General features: G+C 37.1%; 24 protein-coding genes, 2 tRNA genes and 1 riboswitch. Of the genes, 4 read left to right on the top strand and 22 right to left on the bottom strand.

Features of this window, described 5'->3' with window-relative positions; translation table 11 throughout:
* Positions 1–13: 13 nt before the first annotated feature.
* The 15 genes from FC37_RS06445 to trpS all read right to left on the bottom strand — a co-directional run bounded on the left by FC37_RS06445 (position 14) and on the right by trpS (position 16,966).
* The gene (locus tag FC37_RS06445) at positions 14–946 is read right to left on the bottom strand and encodes an ROK family protein (RefSeq protein ID WP_056945554.1); all 933 of its coding nucleotides are present in this window, start codon (positions 944–946) and stop codon (positions 14–16) included.
* Between the two features lie 62 nt (positions 947–1,008).
* Positions 1,009–1,983, bottom strand: a complete 975-nt coding sequence (locus FC37_RS06440) for a ribose-phosphate diphosphokinase (RefSeq protein WP_025005722.1) — start codon at positions 1,981–1,983, stop codon at positions 1,009–1,011.
* Between the two features lie 241 nt (positions 1,984–2,224).
* A complete protein-coding gene (locus FC37_RS06435; RefSeq protein ID WP_025005721.1) occupies positions 2,225–3,874 on the bottom strand; it encodes an SLAP domain-containing protein in 1,650 nt (549 codons plus the stop codon).
* 134 nt (positions 3,875–4,008) lie between these two features.
* Positions 4,009–4,788 carry an SLAP domain-containing protein gene (locus tag FC37_RS06430; RefSeq protein ID WP_056945553.1) on the bottom strand — a complete coding sequence of 260 codons (780 nt, stop codon included), beginning with the start codon at positions 4,786–4,788 and terminating at the stop codon, positions 4,009–4,011.
* A gap of 148 nt (positions 4,789–4,936) precedes the next feature.
* Positions 4,937–6,322 (bottom strand): bifunctional UDP-N-acetylglucosamine diphosphorylase/glucosamine-1-phosphate N-acetyltransferase GlmU, encoded by a 1,386-nt coding sequence (gene glmU, locus FC37_RS06425; protein ID WP_025005720.1) that lies wholly within the window; start codon positions 6,320–6,322, stop codon positions 4,937–4,939.
* A 46-nt stretch (positions 6,323–6,368) separates the two neighbouring features.
* Positions 6,369–7,199, bottom strand: a complete 831-nt coding sequence (purR, locus tag FC37_RS06420) for a pur operon repressor (RefSeq protein ID WP_025005719.1) — start codon at positions 7,197–7,199, stop codon at positions 6,369–6,371.
* 103 nt (positions 7,200–7,302) lie between these two features.
* Positions 7,303–7,560, bottom strand: a complete 258-nt coding sequence (locus tag FC37_RS06415) for a Veg family protein (protein ID WP_003625575.1) — start codon at positions 7,558–7,560, stop codon at positions 7,303–7,305.
* A 61-nt stretch (positions 7,561–7,621) separates the two neighbouring features.
* Complete coding sequence (rsmA, locus tag FC37_RS06410; protein WP_025005718.1) at positions 7,622–8,506, bottom strand: 16S rRNA (adenine(1518)-N(6)/adenine(1519)-N(6))-dimethyltransferase RsmA; 885 nt, start codon at positions 8,504–8,506, stop codon at positions 7,622–7,624.
* Positions 8,496–9,062: a ribonuclease M5 gene (rnmV, locus tag FC37_RS06405; protein WP_025005717.1), complete on the bottom strand. Its 567-nt coding sequence runs from the start codon at positions 9,060–9,062 to the stop codon at positions 8,496–8,498. The genes rsmA and rnmV overlap by 11 nt, the downstream gene beginning before the upstream one ends.
* Positions 9,049–9,816, bottom strand: a complete 768-nt coding sequence (locus tag FC37_RS06400) for a TatD family hydrolase (RefSeq protein WP_025005716.1) — start codon at positions 9,814–9,816, stop codon at positions 9,049–9,051. The genes rnmV and FC37_RS06400 overlap by 14 nt, the downstream gene beginning before the upstream one ends.
* On the bottom strand, positions 9,816–11,792 hold the full coding sequence (metG, locus tag FC37_RS06395) for a methionine--tRNA ligase (RefSeq protein WP_056945552.1): 1,977 nt from the start codon (positions 11,790–11,792) through the stop codon (positions 9,816–9,818). The genes FC37_RS06400 and metG overlap by 1 nt, the downstream gene beginning before the upstream one ends.
* A gap of 91 nt (positions 11,793–11,883) precedes the next feature.
* Positions 11,884–14,547, bottom strand: coding sequence for a magnesium-translocating P-type ATPase (gene mgtA, locus FC37_RS06390; RefSeq protein ID WP_025005715.1), 2,664 nt, complete (start codon positions 14,545–14,547; stop codon positions 11,884–11,886).
* 85 nt (positions 14,548–14,632) lie between these two features.
* A riboswitch (M-box (ykoK) riboswitch) is annotated at positions 14,633–14,796 on the bottom strand.
* 49 nt (positions 14,797–14,845) lie between these two features.
* Positions 14,846–15,454: a TPM domain-containing protein gene (locus tag FC37_RS06385; RefSeq protein WP_201779645.1), complete on the bottom strand. Its 609-nt coding sequence runs from the start codon at positions 15,452–15,454 to the stop codon at positions 14,846–14,848.
* Positions 15,444–15,923 carry a ComE operon protein 2 gene (locus tag FC37_RS06380; RefSeq protein ID WP_025005713.1) on the bottom strand — a complete coding sequence of 160 codons (480 nt, stop codon included), beginning with the start codon at positions 15,921–15,923 and terminating at the stop codon, positions 15,444–15,446. The genes FC37_RS06385 and FC37_RS06380 overlap by 11 nt, the downstream gene beginning before the upstream one ends.
* Positions 15,924–15,943: 20 nt before the next feature.
* Complete coding sequence (gene trpS / locus FC37_RS06375) at positions 15,944–16,966, bottom strand: tryptophan--tRNA ligase (protein ID WP_003625567.1); 1,023 nt, start codon at positions 16,964–16,966, stop codon at positions 15,944–15,946.
* A 126-nt stretch (positions 16,967–17,092) separates the two neighbouring features.
* On the opposite strand from trpS, the gene FC37_RS06370 reads away from it, so the two are divergent.
* The gene (locus FC37_RS06370) at positions 17,093–17,692 is read left to right on the top strand and encodes an SOS response-associated peptidase family protein (RefSeq protein WP_025005712.1); all 600 of its coding nucleotides are present in this window, start codon (positions 17,093–17,095) and stop codon (positions 17,690–17,692) included.
* A gap of 41 nt (positions 17,693–17,733) precedes the next feature.
* A tRNA-Gly gene (locus FC37_RS06365) sits at positions 17,734–17,804 on the top strand.
* Positions 17,805–17,852: 48 nt separating this feature from the next.
* Here FC37_RS06365 and FC37_RS06360 read toward each other — a convergent pair.
* Together FC37_RS06360 and greA are read right to left on the bottom strand one after the other, a co-directional pair.
* On the bottom strand, positions 17,853–18,515 hold the full coding sequence (locus FC37_RS06360) for a CPBP family intramembrane glutamic endopeptidase (RefSeq protein ID WP_025005711.1): 663 nt from the start codon (positions 18,513–18,515) through the stop codon (positions 17,853–17,855).
* A gap of 88 nt (positions 18,516–18,603) precedes the next feature.
* Positions 18,604–19,065: a transcription elongation factor GreA gene (gene greA / locus FC37_RS06355; protein WP_025005710.1), complete on the bottom strand. Its 462-nt coding sequence runs from the start codon at positions 19,063–19,065 to the stop codon at positions 18,604–18,606.
* A 233-nt stretch (positions 19,066–19,298) separates the two neighbouring features.
* Here greA and FC37_RS06350 point away from each other — a divergent pair, with 233 nt between their 5' ends.
* Both FC37_RS06350 and FC37_RS06345 read left to right on the top strand, forming a co-directional pair.
* Positions 19,299–19,724: an Hsp20/alpha crystallin family protein gene (locus FC37_RS06350; RefSeq protein ID WP_025005709.1), complete on the top strand. Its 426-nt coding sequence runs from the start codon at positions 19,299–19,301 to the stop codon at positions 19,722–19,724.
* Positions 19,725–19,864: 140 nt separating this feature from the next.
* Positions 19,865–21,181, top strand: coding sequence for a C1 family peptidase (locus FC37_RS06345; RefSeq protein WP_025005708.1), 1,317 nt, complete (start codon positions 19,865–19,867; stop codon positions 21,179–21,181).
* Positions 21,182–21,255: 74 nt separating this feature from the next.
* Here FC37_RS06345 and guaB read toward each other — a convergent pair whose 3' ends face one another.
* The 5 genes from guaB to FC37_RS06320 all read right to left on the bottom strand — a co-directional run bounded on the left by guaB (position 21,256) and on the right by FC37_RS06320 (position 25,101).
* Positions 21,256–22,398, bottom strand: coding sequence for an IMP dehydrogenase (gene guaB, locus FC37_RS06340; protein WP_056945551.1), 1,143 nt, complete (start codon positions 22,396–22,398; stop codon positions 21,256–21,258).
* 111 nt (positions 22,399–22,509) lie between these two features.
* Positions 22,510–23,166, bottom strand: coding sequence for an HD domain-containing protein (locus FC37_RS06335; protein WP_025005707.1), 657 nt, complete (start codon positions 23,164–23,166; stop codon positions 22,510–22,512).
* Positions 23,166–24,479, bottom strand: coding sequence for a C1 family peptidase (locus tag FC37_RS06330; protein ID WP_025005706.1), 1,314 nt, complete (start codon positions 24,477–24,479; stop codon positions 23,166–23,168). Before FC37_RS06330 ends, FC37_RS06335 begins: the two co-directional genes overlap by 1 nt.
* Before the next feature lie 68 nt (positions 24,480–24,547).
* Positions 24,548–24,620, bottom strand: a tRNA-Thr gene (locus tag FC37_RS06325).
* A gap of 124 nt (positions 24,621–24,744) precedes the next feature.
* Positions 24,745–25,101, bottom strand: a complete 357-nt coding sequence (locus FC37_RS06320) for a hypothetical protein (RefSeq protein ID WP_025005705.1) — start codon at positions 25,099–25,101, stop codon at positions 24,745–24,747.
* Positions 25,102–25,314 lie beyond the last annotated feature (213 nt).

Raw genomic sequence — 25,314 nt, 5'->3', positions numbered from 1 at the left:
GGCTAGCCAAAAACTAGTCCATTTTTGTTCGCTTTTTTTCTTTCAATTCAAGTAGCAACGCATATAAAGCCCCATATAAGTTGGCATCATTACCATACTTTGCGGCTACTACGGGTGGAGCAATCATTTGCTTACCAATCATTGGATTATTTTCTAAAATTTTATGCAATTGATTATTAATCTCTTCAATTAAGACTGGTTGTGCACTAATTCCACCGCCAATTACAAATTTGGAAGCATTAATGATAGTTTGGATATTAATGATCATGATAGCCACATTGCGACAATAACGTTGAAAGATTGCCAATGCACGTAAATTTTCTTCATTAATCGCTTTAAAAGCTGCTACACCATCAGCTAGATTCGAAACATTACCTAACGCTAAATTGATTTTTTTAATCATATTAACCGCTGAACAGGTATAACCAGTATATGCTGCCATATTTTTGGCGCCTATTCCAGCGTTAGTAATCATCCAGCTAAGCTCTCCTGCTTGAAATGTCCAACCATGAACGACTCGATGATTAACTACTATCCCACCACCAACGCCAGTTCCTAGAGTAATAGTGACGCCATCAGCTACATCATGTAATTCACCATGCCATTGCTCTGCTAAAGCCGCAGCTTTACCATCATTTTCTACGCTAACCGGTACCTGATATTTTTTGCCTAAAGTTTCTTGTAAATTCAGCCCATCAAGAAATGGCAGAGCACCACCAAAATAAATAACTTTGTGCTTAGTATCAATCTTACCTGGTACGCAAACAGCAATTCCCTTAAACTGTCCTCGATATTTATCTGCTACTTGATAAATTGGCTGCATAAACGCAGCAAGACTTTCTGTATTCGTCTCTACTCTGTCTTTTTCAAAAATTTTTCCTTCTTCATCAATCAAGGCATATTTCAAATTTGTGCCGCCAATATCAAAAGATAAGTATTTTGCCATGTTTTTCACCTAATACAAAAAACGGCTAGTCAATCGACTAGTCGTCCTTTTTAAATCTTTAATTATTCATTCTTGTCTGCTTCATATCTAGTATTAAACAATGGGCTAAGTGCCTTATGTTCTTGAATGCACTTGATAGCATCCCCCATAAGTGGACCCACTGATACTAAAAGCATCTTGTCGAGCTTCTTTTCAGCTGGTTGATTAATTGAATCAGTAAGAACTAAGTTCTTAATTGGTGAAGCATTTAATCTCTTGATAGCTGGACCAGAAAGAACAGCATGAGTTGCACTAGCATAAACTTCAGTAGCACCTGCATCAATTAATGCTTGAGCTGCTAAAGTAATAGTACCAGCAGTATCAATCATGTCATCAATGATAATTGCACGCTTACCCTTAACATCACCAATAATATTCATAACTTCGGCGACATTAGCCTTAGGACGACGCTTATCAACGATTGCGATAGGACAACCTAAGAATTCAGCAAGCTTTCTAGCACGGTTAACACCACCGTGATCAGGTGACACAACAACTGCGCCTTCTTCTAAGTTGTTACGTAAGAAGTAATCAGCAAGAAGTGGAGCACCCATTAAGTTATCAACTGGAATATCAAAGAAGCCTTGAATTTGTGGTGCGTGTAAATCAAGTGACAAAATACGATTTGCACCTGCAGTTTGAAGCATATCAGCAACAAGCTTAGCAGTAATTGGTTCACGTGCACGAGTCTTACGGTCTTGACGAGCGTAACCATAGTAAGGCATCACAATGTTAATTGTACGAGCACTGGCACGACGTACAGCATCAATCATAATCAAAAGTTCCATTAAATTGTCATTTACTGGATCACTGGTGGATTGAATGAGGTATACGTCTTTACCACGTACAGTTTCATCAATATTAATTTGAATCTCGCCATCACTAAAACGTTCAACACTTGACTTTGAAAGTGGTACGCCCACACGATCAGCAATCTTTTGTGCTAATGGCACGTTTGAGTTGAGGGCAAAAATCATCATATCGTCTTTATAGGACATAATTTCCTCCGTAAAAATAATTAACCAGCTCTATTTTAGCAAAAGTTGTTCCAAAAAGAACCATGTACTCCTTAATTATAACAAGATTTTTTGTTTTAACAGTAAAAAAGCGGTAAAAGCACTAACTATTCCTCACTAAAAAAGTTAGAATATACTTGTACTTTCTAGTACAACGAAAATATCCTAAAAAAATAAGACATAACGTCTTTTGACGCTACGTCTTATTTTATTTTTCTCTTAATTAACGATTAATAGCTGAGTTTTGAACAGCGTAGTCATTAATGTTTAATGATTGTGTATAACCGTTAGTTACGATTGATAAAGTAGTGTTATTATTTGAGAATTGAATTGCGCTTTCTGGAACGTTATTAGCATTTGCAACTGCTCTAACAATTGCAGTTACTTCATCTGGAGTCAAGCTGTTAAGGTTAGCTACAGCAATCTTAGCACCGTTAAGCTTAGCCTTAGCACTAGTAATAGCACTTTCTGCTTCGTTAACTTGACCGATAGTTGCACTAGCATTGTTATTTACCATAGCACCATCTGTAATAGCCTTGTCGTATGCAGCCTTAGCAGTTGAGCTTGAAAGCTTGTAAATCTCTGAAGCCTTAACACTAGCAGCTTCATTGATGCTTTGAGTCAACTTAGCCTTATCAGCAGTAGTAGCTACAGTAACATCAGCCTTAGCTTGTTCTGGAGTGTTAACAGCATTCAAAATCTTACCATCAACAGTTACTTCATCAGCCTTTAAGTAACCTCTACCACTAGCTAACTTGTAGAACAATTGTGGAGTTGAGTTTACTGAAGTTGCAATGTATCTTAATTCAGAAACTTGTTGACTTACACCAGCATCGAATATTCTATTAGCGTATTTTTGACCTTTAATGTCGTAAAGTGAAACAACGCCCTTAGTAATTACCTTAGTTGAATTTACATCTTCAGTATCTGGAACTTCAACAGTTGCTGCACCATCTGGTTCATTAATTGGATCAAGTTCTTCGCCCTTAACCTTGCCTACATTAGCAGCCTTAACAAATTGATCATCGCCAATCTTGTAGTAAAGCTTGGTACCAATGTATCTAGCTTCTGTGGTTTTAACGGTCTTGCCCTTCTTAACAAGCTTCTTCTTGGTCTTACCTTCACCGTTATAAATGTAGGCATTCTTCTTTAAAGTAATAGTAGTTGGTCTATCAACATTACCAGCCTTAACGAAAGCAGTACCTTCTTCATCAAGTTGGTAATACTTCTTACCCTTAATATTCACAGTACCGTAAGTATCAATTTCTGTACCCTTAGTAAGCTTTGACTTACCTTCATACTTCTTGATACGCTTACCATTTACGTCGTATACATAAGCATTATGAATTAACTTAGTGCTGGTACTATTTTCTGATTCATCAGTAGAAGGCTTATTTGAAGAAGTATTCTTTGATGATGTCTTTTTAGTTGATGAACTAGTTGCAACTTTACCATCTACGTTAGCGGCCTTAATGTATGCACCACCACCAAGGCTGTAGTAAAGAACGCCATTAATAGTCTTAGTACCATTTGAATTTACAGTTACACCTTTAGCAATAGTAGTGTATTTAGCGCTACCCATGTAAGTCTTAAGACGCTTACCGTTCTTGTCATATACATAAGCGTTGTGAGTTAACTTAATAGTATTAGACGTAGTCTTTTTTGAAGTAGTTGTCTTTGATGAAGCAGCTTTTTTAGTAGTCTTCTTTGAAGTTGACTTCTTTGTAGTTGTTTTCTTGCTTGAAGTCTTCTTTGTAGTAGTCTTCTTAGTTGAAGCTGTCGCAGCATTTACGTTTTGTGTAGTATTTAAAAGTGGACTAACACTCATTAATGCAGCTGCTGATACCATAATTAACTTATGACTTAATTTCATCGATAATTTACCTCATATCTAAAACTAAAATTCTAATTCATTTATATATTGTAAATCTAAATCTAAATTTTGCCAATTTTAGAAACAAAAAAGATACCCTTTCTTAAGGAAAAGATATCTTTTACTCCACATTGTTACTTAACAGTAACATCTGAAGCCTTAACGTAATAATGATTTGGCTTTAAAGCGTAGTATTTAGTGCCCTTAATAGTCTTAGTACCTAAGCCCTTTACAGTTACATCTTTACCAATGTAACTAGTGCCTAAATAGTTCTTAACACGCTTGCCATTGTTGTCATAAACATAAGCTTTCTTCTTCATTGAAATCTTAACTACCTTAATTTTGCTAGACTTCTTTGAAGTAGCCTTTTTAGTTGCTTTCTTAGCTGAGGACTTTTTGGTTGTAGTCTTCTTGCTGTCTTTCTTAGATTCTGACTTTTTAACAGTCTTCTTTGTTGCTTTCTTAACTACCTTTTTAGTAGTCTTTTTAGCTGCTTTCTTAGTTGATTTTGCAGTTGAAGTAGAAGTTACAACTTTTTTGCCGTTAGACTTAAGAGTATAAGTAGTCTTACCAGACTTGTAAGTTACTGTACCTTCAGTTGCAGCAGCTGGGATCCAGTACTTCAAGTCAGTTTGGATACTGTAGTAAACTTCACCGTTAATGTTCTTTACATTCCAAATAGTGTAGTGACCACCCTTAGTTGCAGTCTTTGATGTCTTCTTACCATAGCGGTCTACAAACTTCATGGTCTTAGTCATCTTAACGCGACTATTCTTACCATAAGTATTATGAACACCCTTAGCATGTGCAATTGGTGCAGCTTGAACAGAAGCACTATTTGCCATACCTACAACTGGGCTAACGCCCATCAAAACAGCTGCTGATACCATCATTAACTTATGACTTAACTTCATAAATATATACCTACCTCATTAAAAACATCTTTGTAAATCTATTGTAGGGCTCTTATATAATTTTGCAAATAAATACTATAGCCTTAATACTTTCTTAGCAAAAAAGCGCCCTAGTTCAAATGACCAGGGTTACTTCTTTATTTATTAATTATTCCCAATCTTTATCTTTGGAAAGAGGAAGCTTGTGCCAGTAATCTGGCTTGTTAACTTGACGTCCACGTGCAATCGCCATGTCGTACTTGTTTACGTCCTTAGTAATAGTTGAGTCGGCAGCAATAAAGGCATGATCAGCAACATTGATTGGAGCAATAAGTGTTGAGCCAGCACCAATAAATGAATGATCACCAACATTAGTATGGAGCTTCTTGACACCATCGTAGTTAGAGAAGATTGTACCACAACCAATGTTAATATCTTTACCCAAGGTTGCATCCCCAACATAAGTTAAGTGACCCACCTTAGTGTTTTCACCAATTTCTGCCTTCTTAATTTCGACAAAGTTACCAATATGAGCACCCTTGCGAATAATTGCCTTAGGACGAAGGTGAGAGTTAGGACCGATATCAGTGTTGTCATCCATTTCAGCTTCTTCGATAGTTGAAGAAGTAATAGTTACACCATTACCAATCTTAGAATCGATAATTCTTGATCCATTAGTAATGTAACAATCGCTACCAATTTCAGTGTTACCCTTGATAACTACATTGCCTTCAATCACAGTATCGTTACCAATTTTTACATCTGCATCAATATAAGCAGTATCAGGATCAACAAATGAAACCCCGTTACGCATATGAGCTTCATTTATTCTTCTTTGCATGGTCTTAGTAGCTTGAGCTAAAGCAACACGATCATTTACACCAAGACTTTCACTAAAGTCAGGCATCTTGTAAGCACCAACGCGTTCACCATTGTTGCGCAAGATTTCAAGCACATCAGTTAAGTAGTATTCACCTTGAGCATTATCGTTATCAACATGCTTTAAAGCTTCAAACAATTTTTGATTGTCAAAGCAAAATACACCGGTGTTAATTTCCTTAACTTTTAATTCTTCAGGATTACCATCTTTTTGTTCAACAATTCGTAAAACATTGCCTTGATTATCACGAATAATTCTGCCGTAGCCAAATGGATTTGGAGCTTCTGCAGTTAAAACAGTAGCGGCATTGCCCTTTTCTGCGTGATACTTGAATAATTCATTAAAAGTATCAGTAGTAAATAATGGGGTATCACCTGTAACTACTAAAGTAGCGCCTTCCTTATCACCTAAGGCTTCTTTAGCAGTCATTACTGCATCACCGGTACCCAATTGCTTTTCTTGGAAAGCAAACTTAGATTTGTCTGCTAATACCTTCTCGACTTCACCTGCACCAGTACCTACTACAGTTACGATCTCAGTAGGATTAATTCCACTAGCAGCATCAACTACGTGCTCTACCATGGTTTTACCACAAACTTTGTGTAAAACCTTGTACAGCTTTGACTTCATTCGTGTACCCTTGCCTGCGGCAAGAACAACTACATATTTTTCCATTAGTAATTAACCTCTTAATAATTAAAACTTAGATCTAGTATAGCATTTAAAAGCGATCAAAATCAGTTTCATTTAAGAAGTTTCCTGGTTCTGCCAAGATGAGCTTCTTTGCCGTATCGATTTTACTAATTTTTACTAATGAAAGGTAGTTTTTGACTAATTTTTCTTTATCAAAATCAGCTTCACAAAGAACACAAATACCAGCAATCGTGCCTTCAAATTCCTTAACTAGTTCTTCCATCCCAGTTAAGGTACCGCCGCCTTTCATAAAGTCGTCCACGATTAATACTTTTGCACCTTTTTTAAGAGCACGAGTTGGCAATTCCATTTTAGAAACGCGGGCTAATGAAGATGAGATATAGTTAACAGAAACCGTTGCTCCTTCAGTAACCTTAGAACGTTTTCTAGCTGTCACAAACGGCACATCCAAGTAACGAGCTACAGCTTGTGCTAAAGCGATTCCTTTAGTTTCGACCGTCATTACGGCATCTATCTCATCATAAGCGTAGCGAGTAGCAACCAATTCACCAATTCTACGCAAGTCTTGCGTATCACCCAATATATCTGATAAATAAACAAAACCGCCGGCTAAAATTCGACTTGGGTCTTCAATTCTTGATGCTAAATCAGATAAATAATCTTCCGCATGATTTTTACCTAAAAATGGAATATAGCGTACCCCACCAGCTGCTCCTGCTACAGTTTCCAAAATACCATCTTGATTATTAGCTAGTGTGTGTTTCAAAATGGCTAAATCTTCTGAAATTGAGGATTTAGCTGCACCGTATCGCTTAGCAAAGAATGGTAACGCAATTAGAGTATGGGGACGCTCCATTAAATACTTGGTCATATCAACCAATCTTTCTGAACGTTTCATGATATTTCCTTTCTAATGTTTGGCTTTATACTTAATAAATATACTCTAAAGAGCAAAAAAAAGCACTAACATTTTTAATGCTAGTGACAATTTTGAATTGTGTTTAAGCTTCAGCTTCCTCAGCCTCATCATCAAACTTTAATGCAATATTCTTAGTTAATAAATCAGTGTAACTGTAAGAAACATGTTTAAAATTATTTTGATGTTGGTCTAAATCGACCACAAACACTGCAGGGAATGTTTCTCTGAGAATTCCCCGTCTCTTAGTAACTTTCTTACGACCCGCTTGAGCTACTACTGTTAAGGTATCACCTAAGTGAGAATCCAACTTATGCTTTATTGTGATAATCGATGTTGGCACTAAACAACAACTCCTTTGGTGACATTTTATCACATTTTAACAGTAAAATCAATATTATACACTACTTAGTGGGAATATTTCTAGCTATTTCAATAAATTGTTCAATTGTTAAATTTTCAGGTCTAACTCGTGGATCTACACCAAGCTTTTTAATTAAGGCTTCACGCTTTTCAGTGTCTGGAATCAACGTTTTCAAATTGTTATTCAGTGTCTTTCTACGTTGTGAAAAGCACATTTTAACTACCCAAACAAAGTGCTTGCGATTCTCAATTTCGGGTTTATTCTTCAATGGAGTTAAAACAACTACACTCGAATCGACCTTAGGACGCGGCATGAATGATTCATGGTTAACTTCTAATGCCACTTTGACATCCATTTCAGTTTGAACAGAAATAGTTAACGGACCGTATTCTTTACTGCCCGGCTTAGCCTCTAGCCTTTCGGCCACTTCTTTTTGCATCATTAAAGTTAAACTAGCAAAATGCAAATCTGACTCAGCTAAAGCAAAAATAATTGGAGTAGTAATGTAATATGGCAAATTAGCAACTACCTTGATTGGCTTGTTCATGTCAAAAAAGCCAGCAAGATCTTCTTTAAAATCAGCCTTAAGCACATCTTTAAGCATTAACTTAAAGCGATCTTCTAAAGGAGCATCACCAATTTTTTTAGGCAGCTCATTTTGCAAAATATCTGGCAAACTATCGTCTACTTCATAGGCAAAAACTTTTGCACCTGCCAGTAGAAGTTGCTCGGTTAAAGAACCAATACCGGGACCAATTTCAATTACTTGATCACCCGCATGAATATCTGCAGCTTCAACAATACCCAAAATTGCATTTTGGTCGATTAAGAAGTTTTGACCCAAGTTTTTCTTAGCTTTTACAAAATAGCGGTTAATAATTGCTTGTGTTCTAACGGGAGAACCAATTGGAATATTATTTGTCATTTTTCGCCTCTTCTACCGCATTTTTTAACTCATCAAGTGAAACACCAAAGGTATGCAAACGATTATAGAATTGCTTAGAATTACCATATCCAACTCTAAGCTTAATGCCAACTTGTTCCCGCAACTTACGAGAGCCTGCGCCGCCTGCTAAACCTAATTTACGATATTCGCTTTCAGTTAAATCACTTGCTTGTGGACTAACTTCATGTAAATCGCTTAATGCCTTTTCAAGTGCTTCTTTTGAAGCATGCTCTACTCCAAGACTCCCCTTTTTATGGGGTTCGCCTTCTTTACGTGTAATAAAAGCCTGCTTAGCATTAGGCACAGCATTAGTTACAATTCGGCGAATTCGCTCACCGTTAAAGTCAGGATCTGTAAAAACAATAATCTGTCTATTTTTACTGAGCTGTTTCAACTGAGCTAAAACACTATCTGAAACAGCAGAACCATTAGTTTCTACCGTCTCAATTCCTGGGAAAAATTGTTTTAAACGAATAGTATCGTCTTTTCCCTCAACGACAACTACCGCATCAAAATTCTTTTTATTTAAGACCATAAACTCTCACTGTATTTTTATAAGTAGCTTCTGCAACTTTTTCAAGTGGAATATCTTTTAACTTGGCAATTGCCTCTGCAACATAACGCACATAGCCAGTCTCATTTTGACGACCACGATATGGCTTAGGTGTTAAATATGGTGCATCGGTTTCAACTAGGATTCGATCCAGCGGAGCTGCTTTAGCACTTTCATGAACTTCCGTAGCCTTGGTGAAAGAAACTACACCTGAATATGAGAAGTAAACGTTTAAATCTAAAAACTTGTTTAACCAGTCAATCCCACCATTAAAGCTATGCAAAATGGCACCATATTCTAAATTGCTATTTTTCAAAATATCGTAGCAATCAGGAAATGCATCCCTAGTATGAATATCGACCGGCATTTTTAAATCATGTGCCACTTCGATTTGACGAGCAAAAACCTCACGTTGTACATCCCTAGGCGATTCATCCCAATAGTAATCAAGACCGATCTCACCCATTGCGACAACTTTAGGCATTTTCAATTGTTCAATCAGCTTATCTTCGGCTTTTTGATCATAATCTTTGGCCACATCAGGACAATATCCCACCATCGCATAGACATTATCAAACTTTTCTGCCAAATCAACAGCTCGTTCATTAAAGTCAGGATCTTGTCCCGCACAAATAACTTTGGTTACACCCAAACTTTTGGCACGTTCAAGATAGTACTGTTCCTTCCCTCTAAAGGGCTCATCATTTAAGTGCGTATGGTTATCAATAATTTCCATTAGCCTAATTCAGCTCCAACTGGATGTCCATCACCAACAAGTGCTAATTTAACTTGACCATCTTTTTCACTAGATAAAAGCATACCTTCGCTAAGGTGACCCAACATCTTACGTGGCTTCAAGTTAGTAACAGCTAAAACCTTCTTATCAAGAAGTTCACTTGCATCTGGGTAAAACTTGCGAATACCACTCAAAATTTGACGTTCTTTACCATCGCCAAAGTCAAGCTTGAACATGAGTAATTTATTTGAGCCCTTAACTGGTTCTACTGACAAGATTTGACCAACTTGGATCTTTACCTTGTCAAAATCATCAATGGTAATTTCATTACCCTTCTTTTGTTCACTTCTAGTAGTCTTCTTTGGCTTAGCCTTTGCCATTTCGTCCTTGATGTACTTAACTTCTTCTTCAGCTTTAAGTCTTGGGAAGATTGGCTTTGGCTTTTCAATTACCTTGGTATTCCAACCAAAATCATTAAAGGCTAAATTCTTTTGATCTTCATCATCCCAGTTTAAGCCAAGTTGTTCAAACATCTTTGGTGCAGTTTCAGTCATTACTGGATAAATCATAATGGCAATCAAACGCAAGCTTTCAGCTAAATTACTCATTACATGAGACAATTCATCTTTCTTGCCCTCCTTGTTCAATACCCAAGGAGTAGTTTCATCGATGTACTTGTTAGCGCGTGCTACTAACTTCCAGATGCTGTCTAAAGCTTGTGAGAAATGAAGTGAATCCATTTGTTGACGGTAGTCTGCAATCACACTAGCAGCTGTATCTTGTAAATCCTTACCAAACTTGTCTTGAGCAACAGGAACGGGTGCAACTTGACCATCTTGGTATTGATTAATCATTGAAACTGTACGGTTAAGCAAGTTACCAAGGTCATTAGCTAAATCATAGTTAATTCTTTCGATAAAGTCTTCAGGAGTGAAAATACCATCTGCACCAAATGGAAGTGCACGCATCAAGTAGTAACGAAGTGGATCAACACCATAACGACTAGTAAGTGATTCTGGGTAAACTGCATTACCCTTAGACTTAGACATCTTACCGTTCTTCATCAATACCCAACCGTGACCAATAATGTGCTTTGGAAGTGGCAAATCAAGTGCCATCAACATAATTGGCCAATAGATAGTGTGGAAACGTACAATTTCCTTACCTACCAAGTGAACATCTGCTGGCCAATATTTCTTAAACAATTCGTCATTGTCTGAGCCATAACCTAAAGCAGTAATATAGTTAGAAAGTGCATCAATCCAAACATAAACTACGTGCTTGGGATCGCTTGGGACAGGAATCCCCCAGTTAACAGTGGTACGAGTAACTGAAAGATCTTCAAGGCCTGGCTTAATGAAGTTATTAAGCATTTCCTTTTCACGAGAATGAGGCAAAATAAATTCAGGATGTTCCTTGTAGTATTCAACCAATCTGTCAGCGTACTTGCTCATCTTGAAGAAGTATGAAGGTTCCTTAACCAAACGTACTTCGTGACCACTTGGAGCCTTACCACCAATCACATTACCGTTGTCATCCTTATAAACTTCGGCAAGTTGTGATTCAGTGAAGTATTCTTCGTCTTCAACTGAGTACCAACCAGTGTATTCGCCTAAGTAAATGTCGCCCTTGTTTAAAAGTTTTTCAAAAATCTTTTGGACAGCCTTAACGTGTTCTTCGTCAGTAGTTCTGATGAATTTATCGTAAGAAATATCAAGACTCTTCCATAACTTCTTATATGAAGCAGCCATCTTATCAACGAATTCTTGAGGCTTAATTCCTTGAGCTTCGGCCTTTTGTTCAATCTTCAAGCCATGTTCATCAGTACCAGTTAAAAAGAAAGTGTCATAGCCTTGGCTACGTTTGTAGCGAGCCATAGTATCTGCGGCAATTGTAGTATAAGCATTACCAATAGTTAATCTACCAGATGGATAGTAAATTGGGGTTGTAATGTAAAAAGTATCTTTATCAGCCATTAATTAGTCATACTCCTTTATTCGTCTAAAATATCTATTCTATAATAACATGCAAAAAAAGGAATTGGGCTAAAACACCAATTCCTTTTCTCTAAAATTTTTCTTTTTTTAAATATAATTGCTTAATTGCCGTAGTTAATAAAACATATATTATTTCTAATGCAACAACTACCAAAATAAAGCTGATTGGCAATTGCGTTAATCCCAAACTAGCTGCCACATTAGAAGATGGCAAGACGCTGCCCCAAAGAGCCCAGCCAAAAGTTACCAAGATCACAACTGGAGTGGCACGTTGCTTAATGAATGGGAAACGTTCATCGCGCAAGACATGGATAACCATTTCTCTTGTCCACAAGGATTCCACAAATAAGCCTGAATAAAACAGCGATTGAAATACCCAATGATGAAAATCAGTTCCTACCAAGTACGGACAGATCACATAAAACATTAATGCCATAGTAATCAAATCGATTATTGCGGGAATCGGTCCAAAGTTAAGTACGAACTTAGGCCATTTATTAATTGACCATTTCTGCGGCTTCTTCACATAGTTTCTAGATACACTATCAAATGGAATCACTAAACAGCTAAGACTATAAATCAAGTTCAAAATAAGTAGCTGCAAAGGCAATAACGGTAAAAATGGCAAAGTAAGTGAAGCAATGACCATTGCAATAATACTGCCAAAGTTGGTTACTAAAAACGTCTTAATGTATTTCATTGTATTTGAAAAGACTTTACGCCCTGTAATAATCATTTGCTCAAGCAACTGGAGATCCTTTTGTTCAAATACAATATCAGCAGACTCCTTAATAATATCGACAGAATTATTAGAAGTAACAGTGACGTCGGAAACTTTCATTGCCAAAGCATCCTTATTGCCATCGCCCATGTAGCCTACTGTATGTCCATTTTTCTTTAACGCTTGAATAATCTTAACGCGCAATTCAGGAGTTAAATGAACAAAGATATTACACTTTTCAACAATTTCTGCTAGTTCTTCCGTGGTTGCTGTTTCAATTTGTTCACCATCGTAAACCGTATCCACGTTCAAACCAACTTGCAGAGCAATCGCTCTTGTAACTGCCTCATTATCGCCGGTAAAGATCTTAACATTTACATTATCATTCTTTAGATCTTGCAAAGCCTCTTTAGTACTTTCCTTAGGTGGATCAAGATATGCTAGATAGCCAATAATGGTTAAATCATTTTCATCTTTAGCCGAAAATTCTCCTACTGGAGCTGGATTCAATTTATAACCAACTAATAGAACACGCAAACCGTCATCATTTAATTCATTAATTTGGTTTAAGATTCTTTCACGCCAAGCGTAAGTCAATTTCTCGGTTTTGCCATTTACTTCAACTTGGTTAGAAATATCTAGCATCCCTTCCGCAGCGCCTTTAGTTACTAATAAGTGTTGTCCATGGTGTTCATCGTTATCAACCACCACAACGCTCATTCTTTTTCTGCTATAGTCAAAAGGAATTTCATCTATTTTATTGTAATCACGTTGGATCTCGTTTACATCTAATTCATCACCAGCCGCATCGATTACTGCTTTATCAATCAAATCCTTCATCCCGGTTTGATAATAAGCATTTAAGTATGAGAATTTCAAGATGCGCGGCGTTTCTTCCATTTCTAAATCATAGTGTCGCTCTAGCACCACTTGATTTTGAGTAAGAGTACCTGTTTTATCGATACAAAAAACATCGGTTGAACCCAAATTTTGAATAGCATTCATCTGCTTAACTACTACGCCTTGCTTAGACATTTCAAGAGCGCCTTTAGTCAGATTGCTATTAACAATAATTGGTAAAACTTCAGGAGTAAGGCTAACTGCTGCAGCTAGAGCAAATATTAAGCTTTCTCCCCAATCGCCTTTGGTTACGCCATTAATTATGAATAATAGCGGCAATAAGATAGCTGTAGCGATTATCAAGATTCTAGCAAGTTGCTTCATTTCCCGATCAAAAAGAGTCGTCTTAACTTTTTTGCGTGAAATCTTCTGGACCTTTTTACCAAAAACAGTGTTATTTCCTACCGCGAACACAATGCCACTGCCAGAACCAGAAACAATAGTAGTTCCCTCATATAAAATATTAGGATAATTGAAATAATCAGCTAACATACTCGGCTTTAGAGTCACATTAGCTACTTTTTCAGTTGGTTCAGAATCACCATCAAGATAACTAGAAGAACAGAATAAATCTTTGCTAGTCAGCAGCTTCATATCAGCTGGAATCATATCACCTGCCGATAGATTGATCACGTCCCCAACTACCACATCCTCAGTTGGTAGCTCCATATTTTTACCATCACGACGAATATTGGTAGTAACTGACACCATATTCAGCAATTTTTCAGTTACCTTAGCGATCCGTATTTTTTGAATAAAATTCGCCACTACCGAAATAAGAAGCATCAGTAGCATCACAATTACAGTTTCAATATCGCTATTACCGTGAGGAACAATGTAACTAGTAAATGTAGTAAGTAAAGTCAATATAATCAACACTACAGTAAACGGTGTCGCCAAGGATTCACCCAACAATCTCCATTTAGAAGCGTTAGTGTTAGTTCTTATTTCATTTTTGCCATATTCTTTTCTATTTTCATCAGCTTTTTTAGTTGAAAGGCCTTCGGCACTCGCTTGCAATCTTGCTAGCGTTTCGCTGCGTGATTCACGTGCAATTCGTTGAATTCGTTGAATATCAACATTTGAATGTTTTTTGCTCGCTGGTTTTAACATTCTTCAATTCCTCTCATTCAATAGACAAGCAAACAAAAAAGTCACCTGCTATTTCTGCAGGTGACTTGCACGCCAAACAAGGCTTTTGTCATACTCGTCGTTCAGTTTTAACACTACGTGACGTAAGCACATGCTAGCTATCTGGATCTCGCCTTAAGTCGACGACACCTATTTAACCCGTTGGCATCTCTGGATGTTTCTGGGCGATAGCGTGTGTTCACGTAGGAGTCTCACCTAACAGTTTCACTTACTATGTCTACAAAAAGTTTAAGGACTTAATTCAAATAAGTCAAGTTGCCTATTTGTGCAAATTGGAGCTATGATGTCCGAATCTTCTAAGCATATATATTATTCCCATAATTAAGAATGCTAAAGCTAATGCAATCGGCAGTGCTACTCGATGGGGATGGGAAATTTTATCCTGTTCACTTTGCGATAAATCATATTTATCAAGAGCATACTGATATTGTTGATCTACTTTAGTTGCACAGGCCCGAAAAACAAACCGCAAACCTTTGTTAAAAGTAGCATTATTATGGCTGCGAAGTCGATCTACTTCAGCGCGAAGAATATTCGATCTCGTATCAGCAGTAAAAGCTCCATGTAAGTCTTTGCTTGAAAAGATTTGCACATTGCGCTTCTTTTCTTTTTGACCTACCACAATAAAAACAGTACGTTTAGAATGATTTAACGCCTTTGGTGTTAAATTCTTGAGTTTCTTTACTGTAATTACTGCTATTTGCGGTTGCTCTTTAGTCTGCAAATAACGATTATTCTTTTCTTTAATTAAAGTCTTAGTCTCTTTGTCTAAAATATGGACATGATCTTCAATATTAGGTTGCACAAATCCTGTCATCGTCATAAAGACGGCTAACAGGCCAAATAACCAAATAAATCTAGTTTTCATCTTCTTCAAGTTTATGAGCCAAGCTTTCCACATATTTCCGATCGATTTTAATTTGCTCATATGGTACCCCGCAATCATGAAGCAACTGCATTGCTAACGGATTATCACGATAATCAAAGTAATAATTGATTTTCTTTACACCGGCTTGAAGCAAAGACTTGCAGCAATTATAACAAGGGAAATGAGTCACATATATTTCCGTATCATCAGTTGATACGCCAAATTTAGCACATTGGATGATCGCGTTCATTTCGGAATGAATAGTTCGAACACAGTGCCCATCTACCATTTGATGACCTACCTCATCACAATGTGGTTGTCCGGATACCGATCCATTATACCCCGTGCCAATAATACGATTATCTTTAACCAAAACACTACCAACTAGAGCTCTGCTGCAGGTGGAGCGCTGAGCTATCACTAGTGCCTGCATCATGAAATATTGTTTCCAAGGAATTCGATCGTGCATGAACTTACCTCTGTTTATTCTTATCTATTCTTAAAGTAGTTCAAACCAATAGCATCACGAACTTGTTCTAAAGTTTCATTAGCTACTGTATTTGCCTTCTTTGAACCTTCTAAAAGCATTTCATAAATTGCATCTTCATCTTGAGCGTACTTTTCACGGCGTTCACGAATAGGTGCAAGTTCTGCTTCAAGTACTTTGTTTAAGTAACGTTTAATTTTAACATCGCCTAACCCGCCTTTTTGGTATTCTGCCTTAAGTTCTGCTACCTTATCCTTATCTGGATCAAAGACATCAAGGTAAGTAAAGACAGTGTTGCCTTCAACCTTACCTGGATCTTCAACGTGAATATGATTTGGATCGGTGTACATTGACATAACTTTCTTTTGAACGGTCTTAGCATCATCTGACAAATAAATGCAGTTACCAAGTGATTTAGACATCTTAGCATTACCATCAAGACCTGGAAGACGACCAGAACCCTTTGGTGGGAAGTAGCCCTTTGGTTCAACCAAAATATCAGTGTTATAAACACGGTTAAAGGTTCTTACAATCTCACGAGTTTGTTCAAGCATTGGTTCTTGGTCATCCCCAACAGGAACGATAGTAGCCTTAAAAGCAGTAATATCTGCAGCTTGAGAAACTGGGTAATTTAAGAAGCCAACTGGGATTGAATCTTTGAAATCCTTTTGCTTAATTTCAGTCTTAACAGTTGGGTTTCTTTCAAGACGTGCTACAGTTACTAAGTCCATGTAGTAAGAAGTTAATTCAAACAAAGCTGGAATTTGTGATTGAACATAAATTGTTGATTTACTTGGATCAATGCCTACAGCTAAGTAGTCTAATGCTACTTGAATTAAACTGTTACGAATCTTTTCTGGGTTACGAGCATTATCTGTCAACGCTTGAGTATCAGCAATCATGATATAAGGATCGTACTTGCCAGAATTTTGCAATTTTACTCTATTTTTAAGTGAGCCAATATAGTGACCAATGTGAAGTTTGCCAGTTGGACGATCACCGGTTAATAAAATTTCTTTTGCCATAACTTCTACTCTTTTCTAATTTTATTTTATACTCTTTGCTTTTTTATTTTATTTCTTATGTTAATGACCTAATTTTAACAAAATTTAAGCTATGATTAAACTATCACCAATGAAAGGAAACAAGACATGTGTAATCACTTTCGGATACCCGATTTAATGCAAATAAAAAAATATCTGACTGAAGACCTCGCTTTACCATTAACCGATCCAAAAATCGAAATAAAGCAACAAGATATTTTTCCAAATCAAACTGCGCCAGTCTTGCTCTATCAAGACAATAAACTGCAGCTCGTCAATAAAAACTGGGGCTATCCTAGTCCAGTAGATTCCAAAAAGCCGATGTTTAACGCCAGAATAGAGCGTTTTTATGAAAATAAGCCTTCTATGTGGGATCGTTCTTTTGCTAGACAACGCTGTTTAATTTTAAGTAGCGATTTTTTTGAATATGCTAAAACTACATACCAAGGAGCTAATGGCAAAAAATATCATGAACGCTACTGCTTTAAAACGGCTAATCCCATCACATTAATTGCAGGAATTTATGATCAAAATAATTTTTCTATGGTTACTACCGCTCCTAATAAAGACATAGCTCCCATTCATAACCGCATGCCACTAATCATTGAACCTGGCGAACTGCGTAGATGGCTTTTTCAAAACTTTACCAGTTTGGTTGATCGCAGCAATATTGACCTAAAAGTACAAAAAGAGCCACATCAAAAATAATTGGTTTATTAATTAAAAGCATGATAGAATAAAGAAGTATTGCGGGTATAGTTAAATGGTAGAACGACAGCTTCCCAAGCTGTAGATGCGGGTTCGATTCACGCTATCCGCTTTTTTTGTACAAAAAAACGGATGAGATTTTTTCTCATCCGTTTATTTTTTACGCCATGATAACGGTTAAAACGCCACTAATGATAGCCAAATAAATCGGCATCCAGAGCGTTTGTGTATAAAGATAACTCCAGGCAAATAGCCCGCCATAGATAATCTCAATCACAACCAACAAAAGTGAACTTTGAAAGTTTAACAAACTAAAAATAATTCCTGAAACAATAATTCCTGTTACTGCAACTTGAGTAGTACTTCTGCGAAAAGCATAATTAAACAAAAATCCTGTTGCAAGGAATTCTTGCAGAATTGGTAAGATAATTCCTTGTACTAAGATCAAAAACCAAAACATGTCAACTGATTCATTTTTTAAATAAATCAATTGAAAGTCATAATGTGGAATCTTTTCATATGCTTGTAAATACGATATAAGAATTCGAGTAGCCGTGATTGCCAAAGTAAGCAACATTACCGTAGAAAAACTGCCTAGCCATGGTAATTTAAAATCTCGAGCAAAAAAACGTTGTTCGCGATTAAAGCGATAAACATAAAATAATAAAATCATTGCTGCAACAAGGCAAAACAAAATCAAATCCCAAACATGCAATGGCGTCTTCCTAGTCACTAGCTTAACGACTGCAAAGACGATAACATACCCTACCAGGTACACTGTATAGCGGATAACGTTTCCCTCTCTCGATTCTGGCGTATTCAAAATTTTCACTCCTACTCTGGATTGTATCCTACAAAATCAATATTATACCAAAAAAATACAGTTTATTAAATACAGATAGGGCGTCCGCTTACTTCACTTCTACAATAGTCACCTTATATTCTCCAGCTGGGGCTTCGACTGTGGCAACGATACCTGCCTCTTGCTTCATAATTGCTTGACCTAAAGGTGAATCAAAGGAGATTTTGCCATCGGCCAAATCCGCCTCCATCCGTCCGACGATCTTATATTCTTCTGTTTCATCATCGTCATCAAATTTAAGAACTACGGTCTTACCCAAATCTACTTTGCCATCATCCTTAGTTTCGACAATTTCTGCGTACTTTAATTGCTTACCTAAATAACGCAGACGACTCTGCAAGTGTCCAAGGTCCCTTTTAGCCTCTGTATATTCAGTATTTTCTGATAAATCGCCTAGAGCTCGCGCAGCTTGTAAAATCTTTATTCTGCGAGGACGATCTTTCTTTAAACGTGCAATTTCATCTTCAATTTGTTTATAGCCTTCTGGCGTCATTTTTTGAAAATATACCATGATTTAACACCTTATCAATTCGTTCATTCATTTTTCTTTTTAATTATACAAAAGTTATCCACAAGTGTTAAACGTTGATTTACTAAAGTTTTTATTCATAAATTAGCACTATATACTTTCAAGTGCTAAATAGTTTAATTTATTTTGAAACTGACTACAATAATCAGTGTAAGGAAAAAGAACGAGTCCTTACGAATTAAAGAGCAAATAAAAATTGAAAGGAAGTTTTCAATATGGCAAACGATATGATGAATCGTCGCAATGATATGATGGATGCAATGAACGACTGGTTTGGTTTTCCAAGAAACTTCTTTGATGACACTGAAATTGAAAACATCATGCAATCAGATGTTGCCGAAACAGACAAAGACTATACCGTTAAGATCGATATGCCTGGTATGAACAAAGAGGACATCAACGTTAACTACAAAGATGGTCTTTTAACAGTTGCTGGCAGCAGAAAATCATTTAAGGATACAAGTGACAAGGATAAGAACATTATTCATAAAGAAAGAAGCGAAGGTCGCATTTCAAGAAGCTATAGATTACCAAATATAGTTGCAAGTGAGATCCATGCAAAGTATGATAATGGTGTATTGACTATCATCTTGCCAAAGCAAAATGCTGGTGATGATAGCAATTCTATCCATATTGATTAATTTATTAGATTAAGCAAGAGGTCTAATAAGTTACGGATATAATTCTCTGAAGCGAGTTCATTAATTGAACCCGCTTTTATTTTGGCTTAAAATAGACTTAATTTAAGAAAAAATTAAAAATGAGAAAAGGAGATTTTTTAATGGCTCATGAATTAACTGTGCAGGAACTGGAAAAGTTTTCTGCCGATTTTAATAAAAATCCTAAAAACGAAGTCGTTGCTCGTGCTGCTCAACGTAGCGGTGTACTTGAAGCTTCTTACAATGACCGCGTTCAAAGCGAATTAACCCGCGTTTTTTCAACTGAACTTGATACTGATAATGTTACCAACCAAAAGCACTCAGGTCGTTGCTGGTTATTTGCCACATTAAACGTTTTACGTCATGAATTCGGCAAGAAATACAAGGCAAAGGATTTTACTTTCTCACAAGCTTACAACTTCTTCTGGGACAAGATTGAACGTGCCAACATGTTCTACAACCGTATTTTGGACAGTGCTGACATGCCACTTGATTCTCGCCAAGTTAAAAGTGATTTAGACTTTGCTGGTGCAGATGGTGGTCAATTCCAAATGGCTGCTGCATTAGTTGAAAAATACGGTGTTGTTCCTTCATACGCTATGCCTGAAACTTTCAACACTAACGATACTACTGGCTTTGCGACTGCATTAGGCGACAAGCTTAAGAAGGATGCTTTATTTCTTAGAAAATTAAAGCAAGAAGGCAAAGATGACGAAATCAAGAAGACTCGTGAAAAATTCTTAAGTGAGGTTTACCAAATGACTGCCATTGCTGTTGGTGAGCCACCTAAGAAATTTGATCTTGAATATCGCGATGACGATAAGAAGTATCACTTAGAAAAAGACCTTACTCCACTTGAATTCTTACACAAGTACTTAGGCGACGTTGACTTTGATGACTACGTTGTTTTAACTAACGCTCCAGATCACGAATATGGCAAGCTTTATGGTTTACCAGCAGAAGACAACGTTTCTGGTTCACTCAGAATTAAGCTTTTGAACGTGCCAATGGAATACTTGACCGCTGCTTCAATTGCCCAATTAAAGGATGGCGAAGCTGTTTGGTTTGGTAACGATGTTCTTCGTCAAATGGACCGCAAGACTGGTTACCTTGACACTAACCTTTACAAATTAGACGACTTATTCGGCGTTGATCTTAAGATGTCAAAGGCTGACAGATTAAAGACCGGTGTCGGCGAAGTTTCTCACGCCATGACTTTAGTTGGTGTTGATGAAGACAACGGTGAAGTTCGTCAATGGAAAGTTGAAAACTCATGGGGCGACAAGTCAGGTTCCAAGGGCTTCTACGTAATGAACAACGAATGGTTCAACGACTACGTATACGAAGTTGTTGTTCACAAGAAGTATTTGACTGACAAGCAAAAGGAATTAGCTGAAGGCCCAATTACTGACCTTCCTGCATGGGATTCACTTGCTTAATTAATCGAATAAAAGAAAAAGGCCTAATCTAGCAGCAAATGTCTAGATTAAGTCTTTTTTTAATCCTTTTTCTTCTACTTATAATTTGGAGCAGCCTTAGTCATTTGGACATCATGTGGATGTGATTCACGCAAACCTGCATTAGTGATTTGAACAAATTGTGCCTTTTCAATCAACTCAGGAATATTTGCGGCACCACAGTAACCCATACCAGAGCGAAGTCCCCCATCAATTTGGAAGACTACATCACTCACGTCGCCCTTGTACTCTACACGAGCTTCAACACCTTCTGGCACCAATTTATTAGCTTCGTTAACGCCGCCTTGGAAGTAACGGTCACTTGAACCATGAGCTTGAGCCATCGCACCAACAGAGCCCATACCACGGTAACGCTTAAACTTCTTGCCATTTTCTTCAAAAATATCACCAGGTGCTTCAGTTGTTCCTGAAAGCATACTACCGAGCATGACGGCATTACCACCTGCTGCTAAAGCCTTAACTACATCCCCAGAATATTTGATACCACCATCGGCAATGATTGGCTTGTGGTACTCACGTGCAGCTGAAGCAGCATCATAAATAGCAGTAATTTGTGGTACACCAACACCGGCAACGATTCTAGTAGTACAAATTGAACCAGGTCCAATACCTACCTTAACTACGTCAACGCCAGCGTCGAACAATGCACGAGTGGCATCCCCAGTTGCCACATTACCGGCAATTAAAGTTTGCTTTGGAAAATGTTCACGGAATTCTTTAATCTTACGCAAAACACCTGCTGAGTGACCATGAGCAGTATCAATAACGATTGCATCGGCACCAGCTTCAAGAAGTGCTTCTGCTCTTTCAAAAATATCACTAGTTACACCAACAGCCGCGGCACAAAGCAATCTGTTTTGGTCGTCAACTGCAGCTTTAGTAGCATTGCTTGGTACGACTACGCTCTTAACATTAGCAACTTCACTTGCTTGGGCTTGAATTGACATATTCTTGTGCACTACGCCAAGTCCACCTTGGAGAGCCATCGCAATTGCCATTGCTCCTTCAGTGACAGTATCCATGCCGGCACTGATTAATGGAATATTCAATTTAATATTATCAGCCAGTTGTGTGCTCAAATCGACTTCGTTTGGCAAAACATGGCTTTCTGCTGGAATCAATAAAACATCATCAAAAGTTAAACCTTTTTTGGCAAATTTTGTATCCCAATTAGACATTATGCTCTCCTTTTCTCATATAAATAAAAATTATTAGCTATACTTTACTAGGAGATCTATAAAATTTCAAAAAATAAGACTTAGTAGTTTTTACCACTAAGTCTTATTTTCTTAATCAACATTCCATTCTTGCATGAACTCACGCACAAAATTGCGCATGTAAGCTGTACGTCGTTCAGCCTCTTTTTTAGCTGCCGGTGTATTCATCAAATCAGCTAACGAAAATAATTTTTCATAAAAATGATTGATCGTTGTTTCCTCATGATTGCGATATTGATCATGACTCACTAACTTCTCTGGTTTAATTTTAGGATCATAAATCTTGTTGCCGTGCTTGCCACCATATGTAAAGGCACGTGCAATTCCAATTGCGCCCAAACTTTCTAATCGATCTGCATCTTGAACATATTGGCCAGAAAGCGGCAAATGATAATGATGCTCAATATTGGCGGAGAAAGACATGTGCTGAATAGTGTAAAGAATGTCCCAAGCTTCTAGATCATTAAAACCTAATTGAGGCAATAATTCTTCGATCTCTTTAACCACCTTTGCGGGATCAGCACAAATCTTTTCATCAATCGTATCATGAAGATAACCTGCAGATTTAATAATTGCTACTTCGCGGCTATCCCTATGCGCATGTTCATGATCAGCAAGGTACATCTTGCTAGCTAATTTAGCCACACGCTCACCATGATAAAAATCATGTCCTGTCTTTTCGCCCTCTAAATGCTTTTTAGTAAAATCAATTACTGCATCAATATTCATTATGCCATTGAATCCCATGCTTCTACTGGAGTTGCTTCGCCTTCCCAGATCTTAACTAATTTTTCTGGGACGTATTGCTTCTTTACGACTACCTTAAATAAGTATTCGTTGAACCAATCATCATCCATGACAAAGTAGCCTTTTTCACCGACTTTTGTGCCCCAAGAATTTTCAATCTTCCATTGACGTGGCTTACCATCAACCACATCAACACCCACTAAAGTCATGGCATGAGTTGAACCGGAAGCACCAGTTTGCAAGCGTTCCTTCTTAGATAATTTAGTTTCAATATTAAAAATAGTATCGGTTTGGTAAAGGCCCTTAGATAAGATACCTTTTTGACGATCACTATCTTTACCGACATCACAGCCAAACCAGATAGTTTCACCAGCTTTAAGTTGCTTAATAGCAGCTTCTTTTAAGTTGTTAATTTCAGTATTTAAAAATTGAACTGGCGTACCACCTTCAACATTGTCTTCAAATGGTAATGCATAAAGTTTATCAAATTCATGATCTGGAGCATTGAACAAAACAATGTAATCATCAAGATCATCAGTAAAGTAATTATGGAAGAAATCGAGTGGAGTTAAATCACCATCAAAATGGTACTTGCCATCGTCATCTTTGAATTCAAGATCAAAGTGTTGGACAGGTTCACCAAATGCAATGACAGCCATGCGGTAAACTTCGCTTAAGAATTCTTGACGCTTTGCTTCGATTTCATCGGTCTTGTTTTCCTTAGCTAATTTACGCAAAACTAGACCATCTTCGCGCAGCTTCATATTCAATGCACGGTTAAAAGCGGCGGTATTGTTTGCAGTAAAGCTCTCTTCTTGAGCATAAGTTGGCACCAAACCATACTTGCGAATCAATGATACAGCCATAGCCCATTGACCACCATCGGTATCAGGACCTTGCATATAAGTGTGTACAGTTCGATCATCAAGTGGTCTATCAGCTGTATTTAAAATATTGTCAAAAAAGATATTGGCTCTTTCTACTCTATCCCAGAAGAAGAGATAATTTTGAGAAAAAGTAAAATTCTTGGCATTGTATTTTTTAGCAAAACCATGACGCAAAGTATTTAATGCCGCAAATAACCAGCAACGTCCAGATTGCTTTTGATCAGTTACATTATCAGTAGGAATTTCGATTGAGAAATTACGGTTAAGCTTTCTAATTCCTTCGGTATTGAAACTTGCCTTTTGGACACCATTATTTACGACTGCTAGTTCTGCTACTCGGTTTTGTGGTTCTTTTTTATATTCTTTTTGAAACTTGGCAATTTCTGCCATTGTAAGTTCGTGTTTCATATAACTTTCCTTTCTCGTTAGAAATCATTAGTTGTTATCATTTTAGCATTATTTTGCCTACTAAAAAAAGCCGCTTCCCAGGTTTGAACTGGGGACCTCCTCCTTACCACGGCGGTGCTCTACCTATTGAGCTAAAGCGGCGTTTCTATTGTATCAAAAAAGGCGAAGATATTCATTCTGAATATCTTTGCCCTTTAAAAATTCCTAATCTAAGAGTAGAAAAAGCCCACAAATATGTATGAGGTTATTAAACTTTAATCAATGACTAGTTCTTAACAACATCCTTGCTGTTCAGCCATTGCTTCTTGTTAATTCTAACAATCTTCTTGTGGTTAACTTTCTTAACAGCCTTTGCTGTGAAAGTTGAACCCATTTTAACTGTCTTCTTTATCTTCTTAGCATTCTTAGTGTAGACAGCAACCCTTTGGTTCTTAGTGTCTTTAACAATGACGAAGATCTTGTCACCCTTCTTAATTGATGGGTTAGTTGGTACGTCTTCAGCAACACCTAACTTTGGAGCAGTAAATGAAGTAGCTTGAGCGGCATTACTACCGATACCGACAAGACTTAAGCCGATTACTAAACTTGAAACAACTTTTAAAACTTTTCTTGATTCTAACATTTTAATAACCTCTTTCTATTTACTCGCTTTCTCTTTACGCTTTTACTATAACACTATTTAGTCAAAAGTAAACAAGATAGTTAAATATTTCACAATAAATATTAAAAAGGCTATATTTTACAGTTGCGCTCTGTGTCAACATTCTTAAATTGTATGTCGGTATAGTTATATGCATATATTGTTGCATTATTCTAAATCGTATAGTCATCATGT

The organism is Lactobacillus gallinarum DSM 10532 = JCM 2011, from assembly GCF_001434975.1.
GTDB classification, from domain to species: domain Bacteria; phylum Bacillota; class Bacilli; order Lactobacillales; family Lactobacillaceae; genus Lactobacillus; species Lactobacillus gallinarum.
Note: the sequence above shows the minus strand (reverse complement) of the source record. Positions and strands in the feature narration are given on the sequence as shown.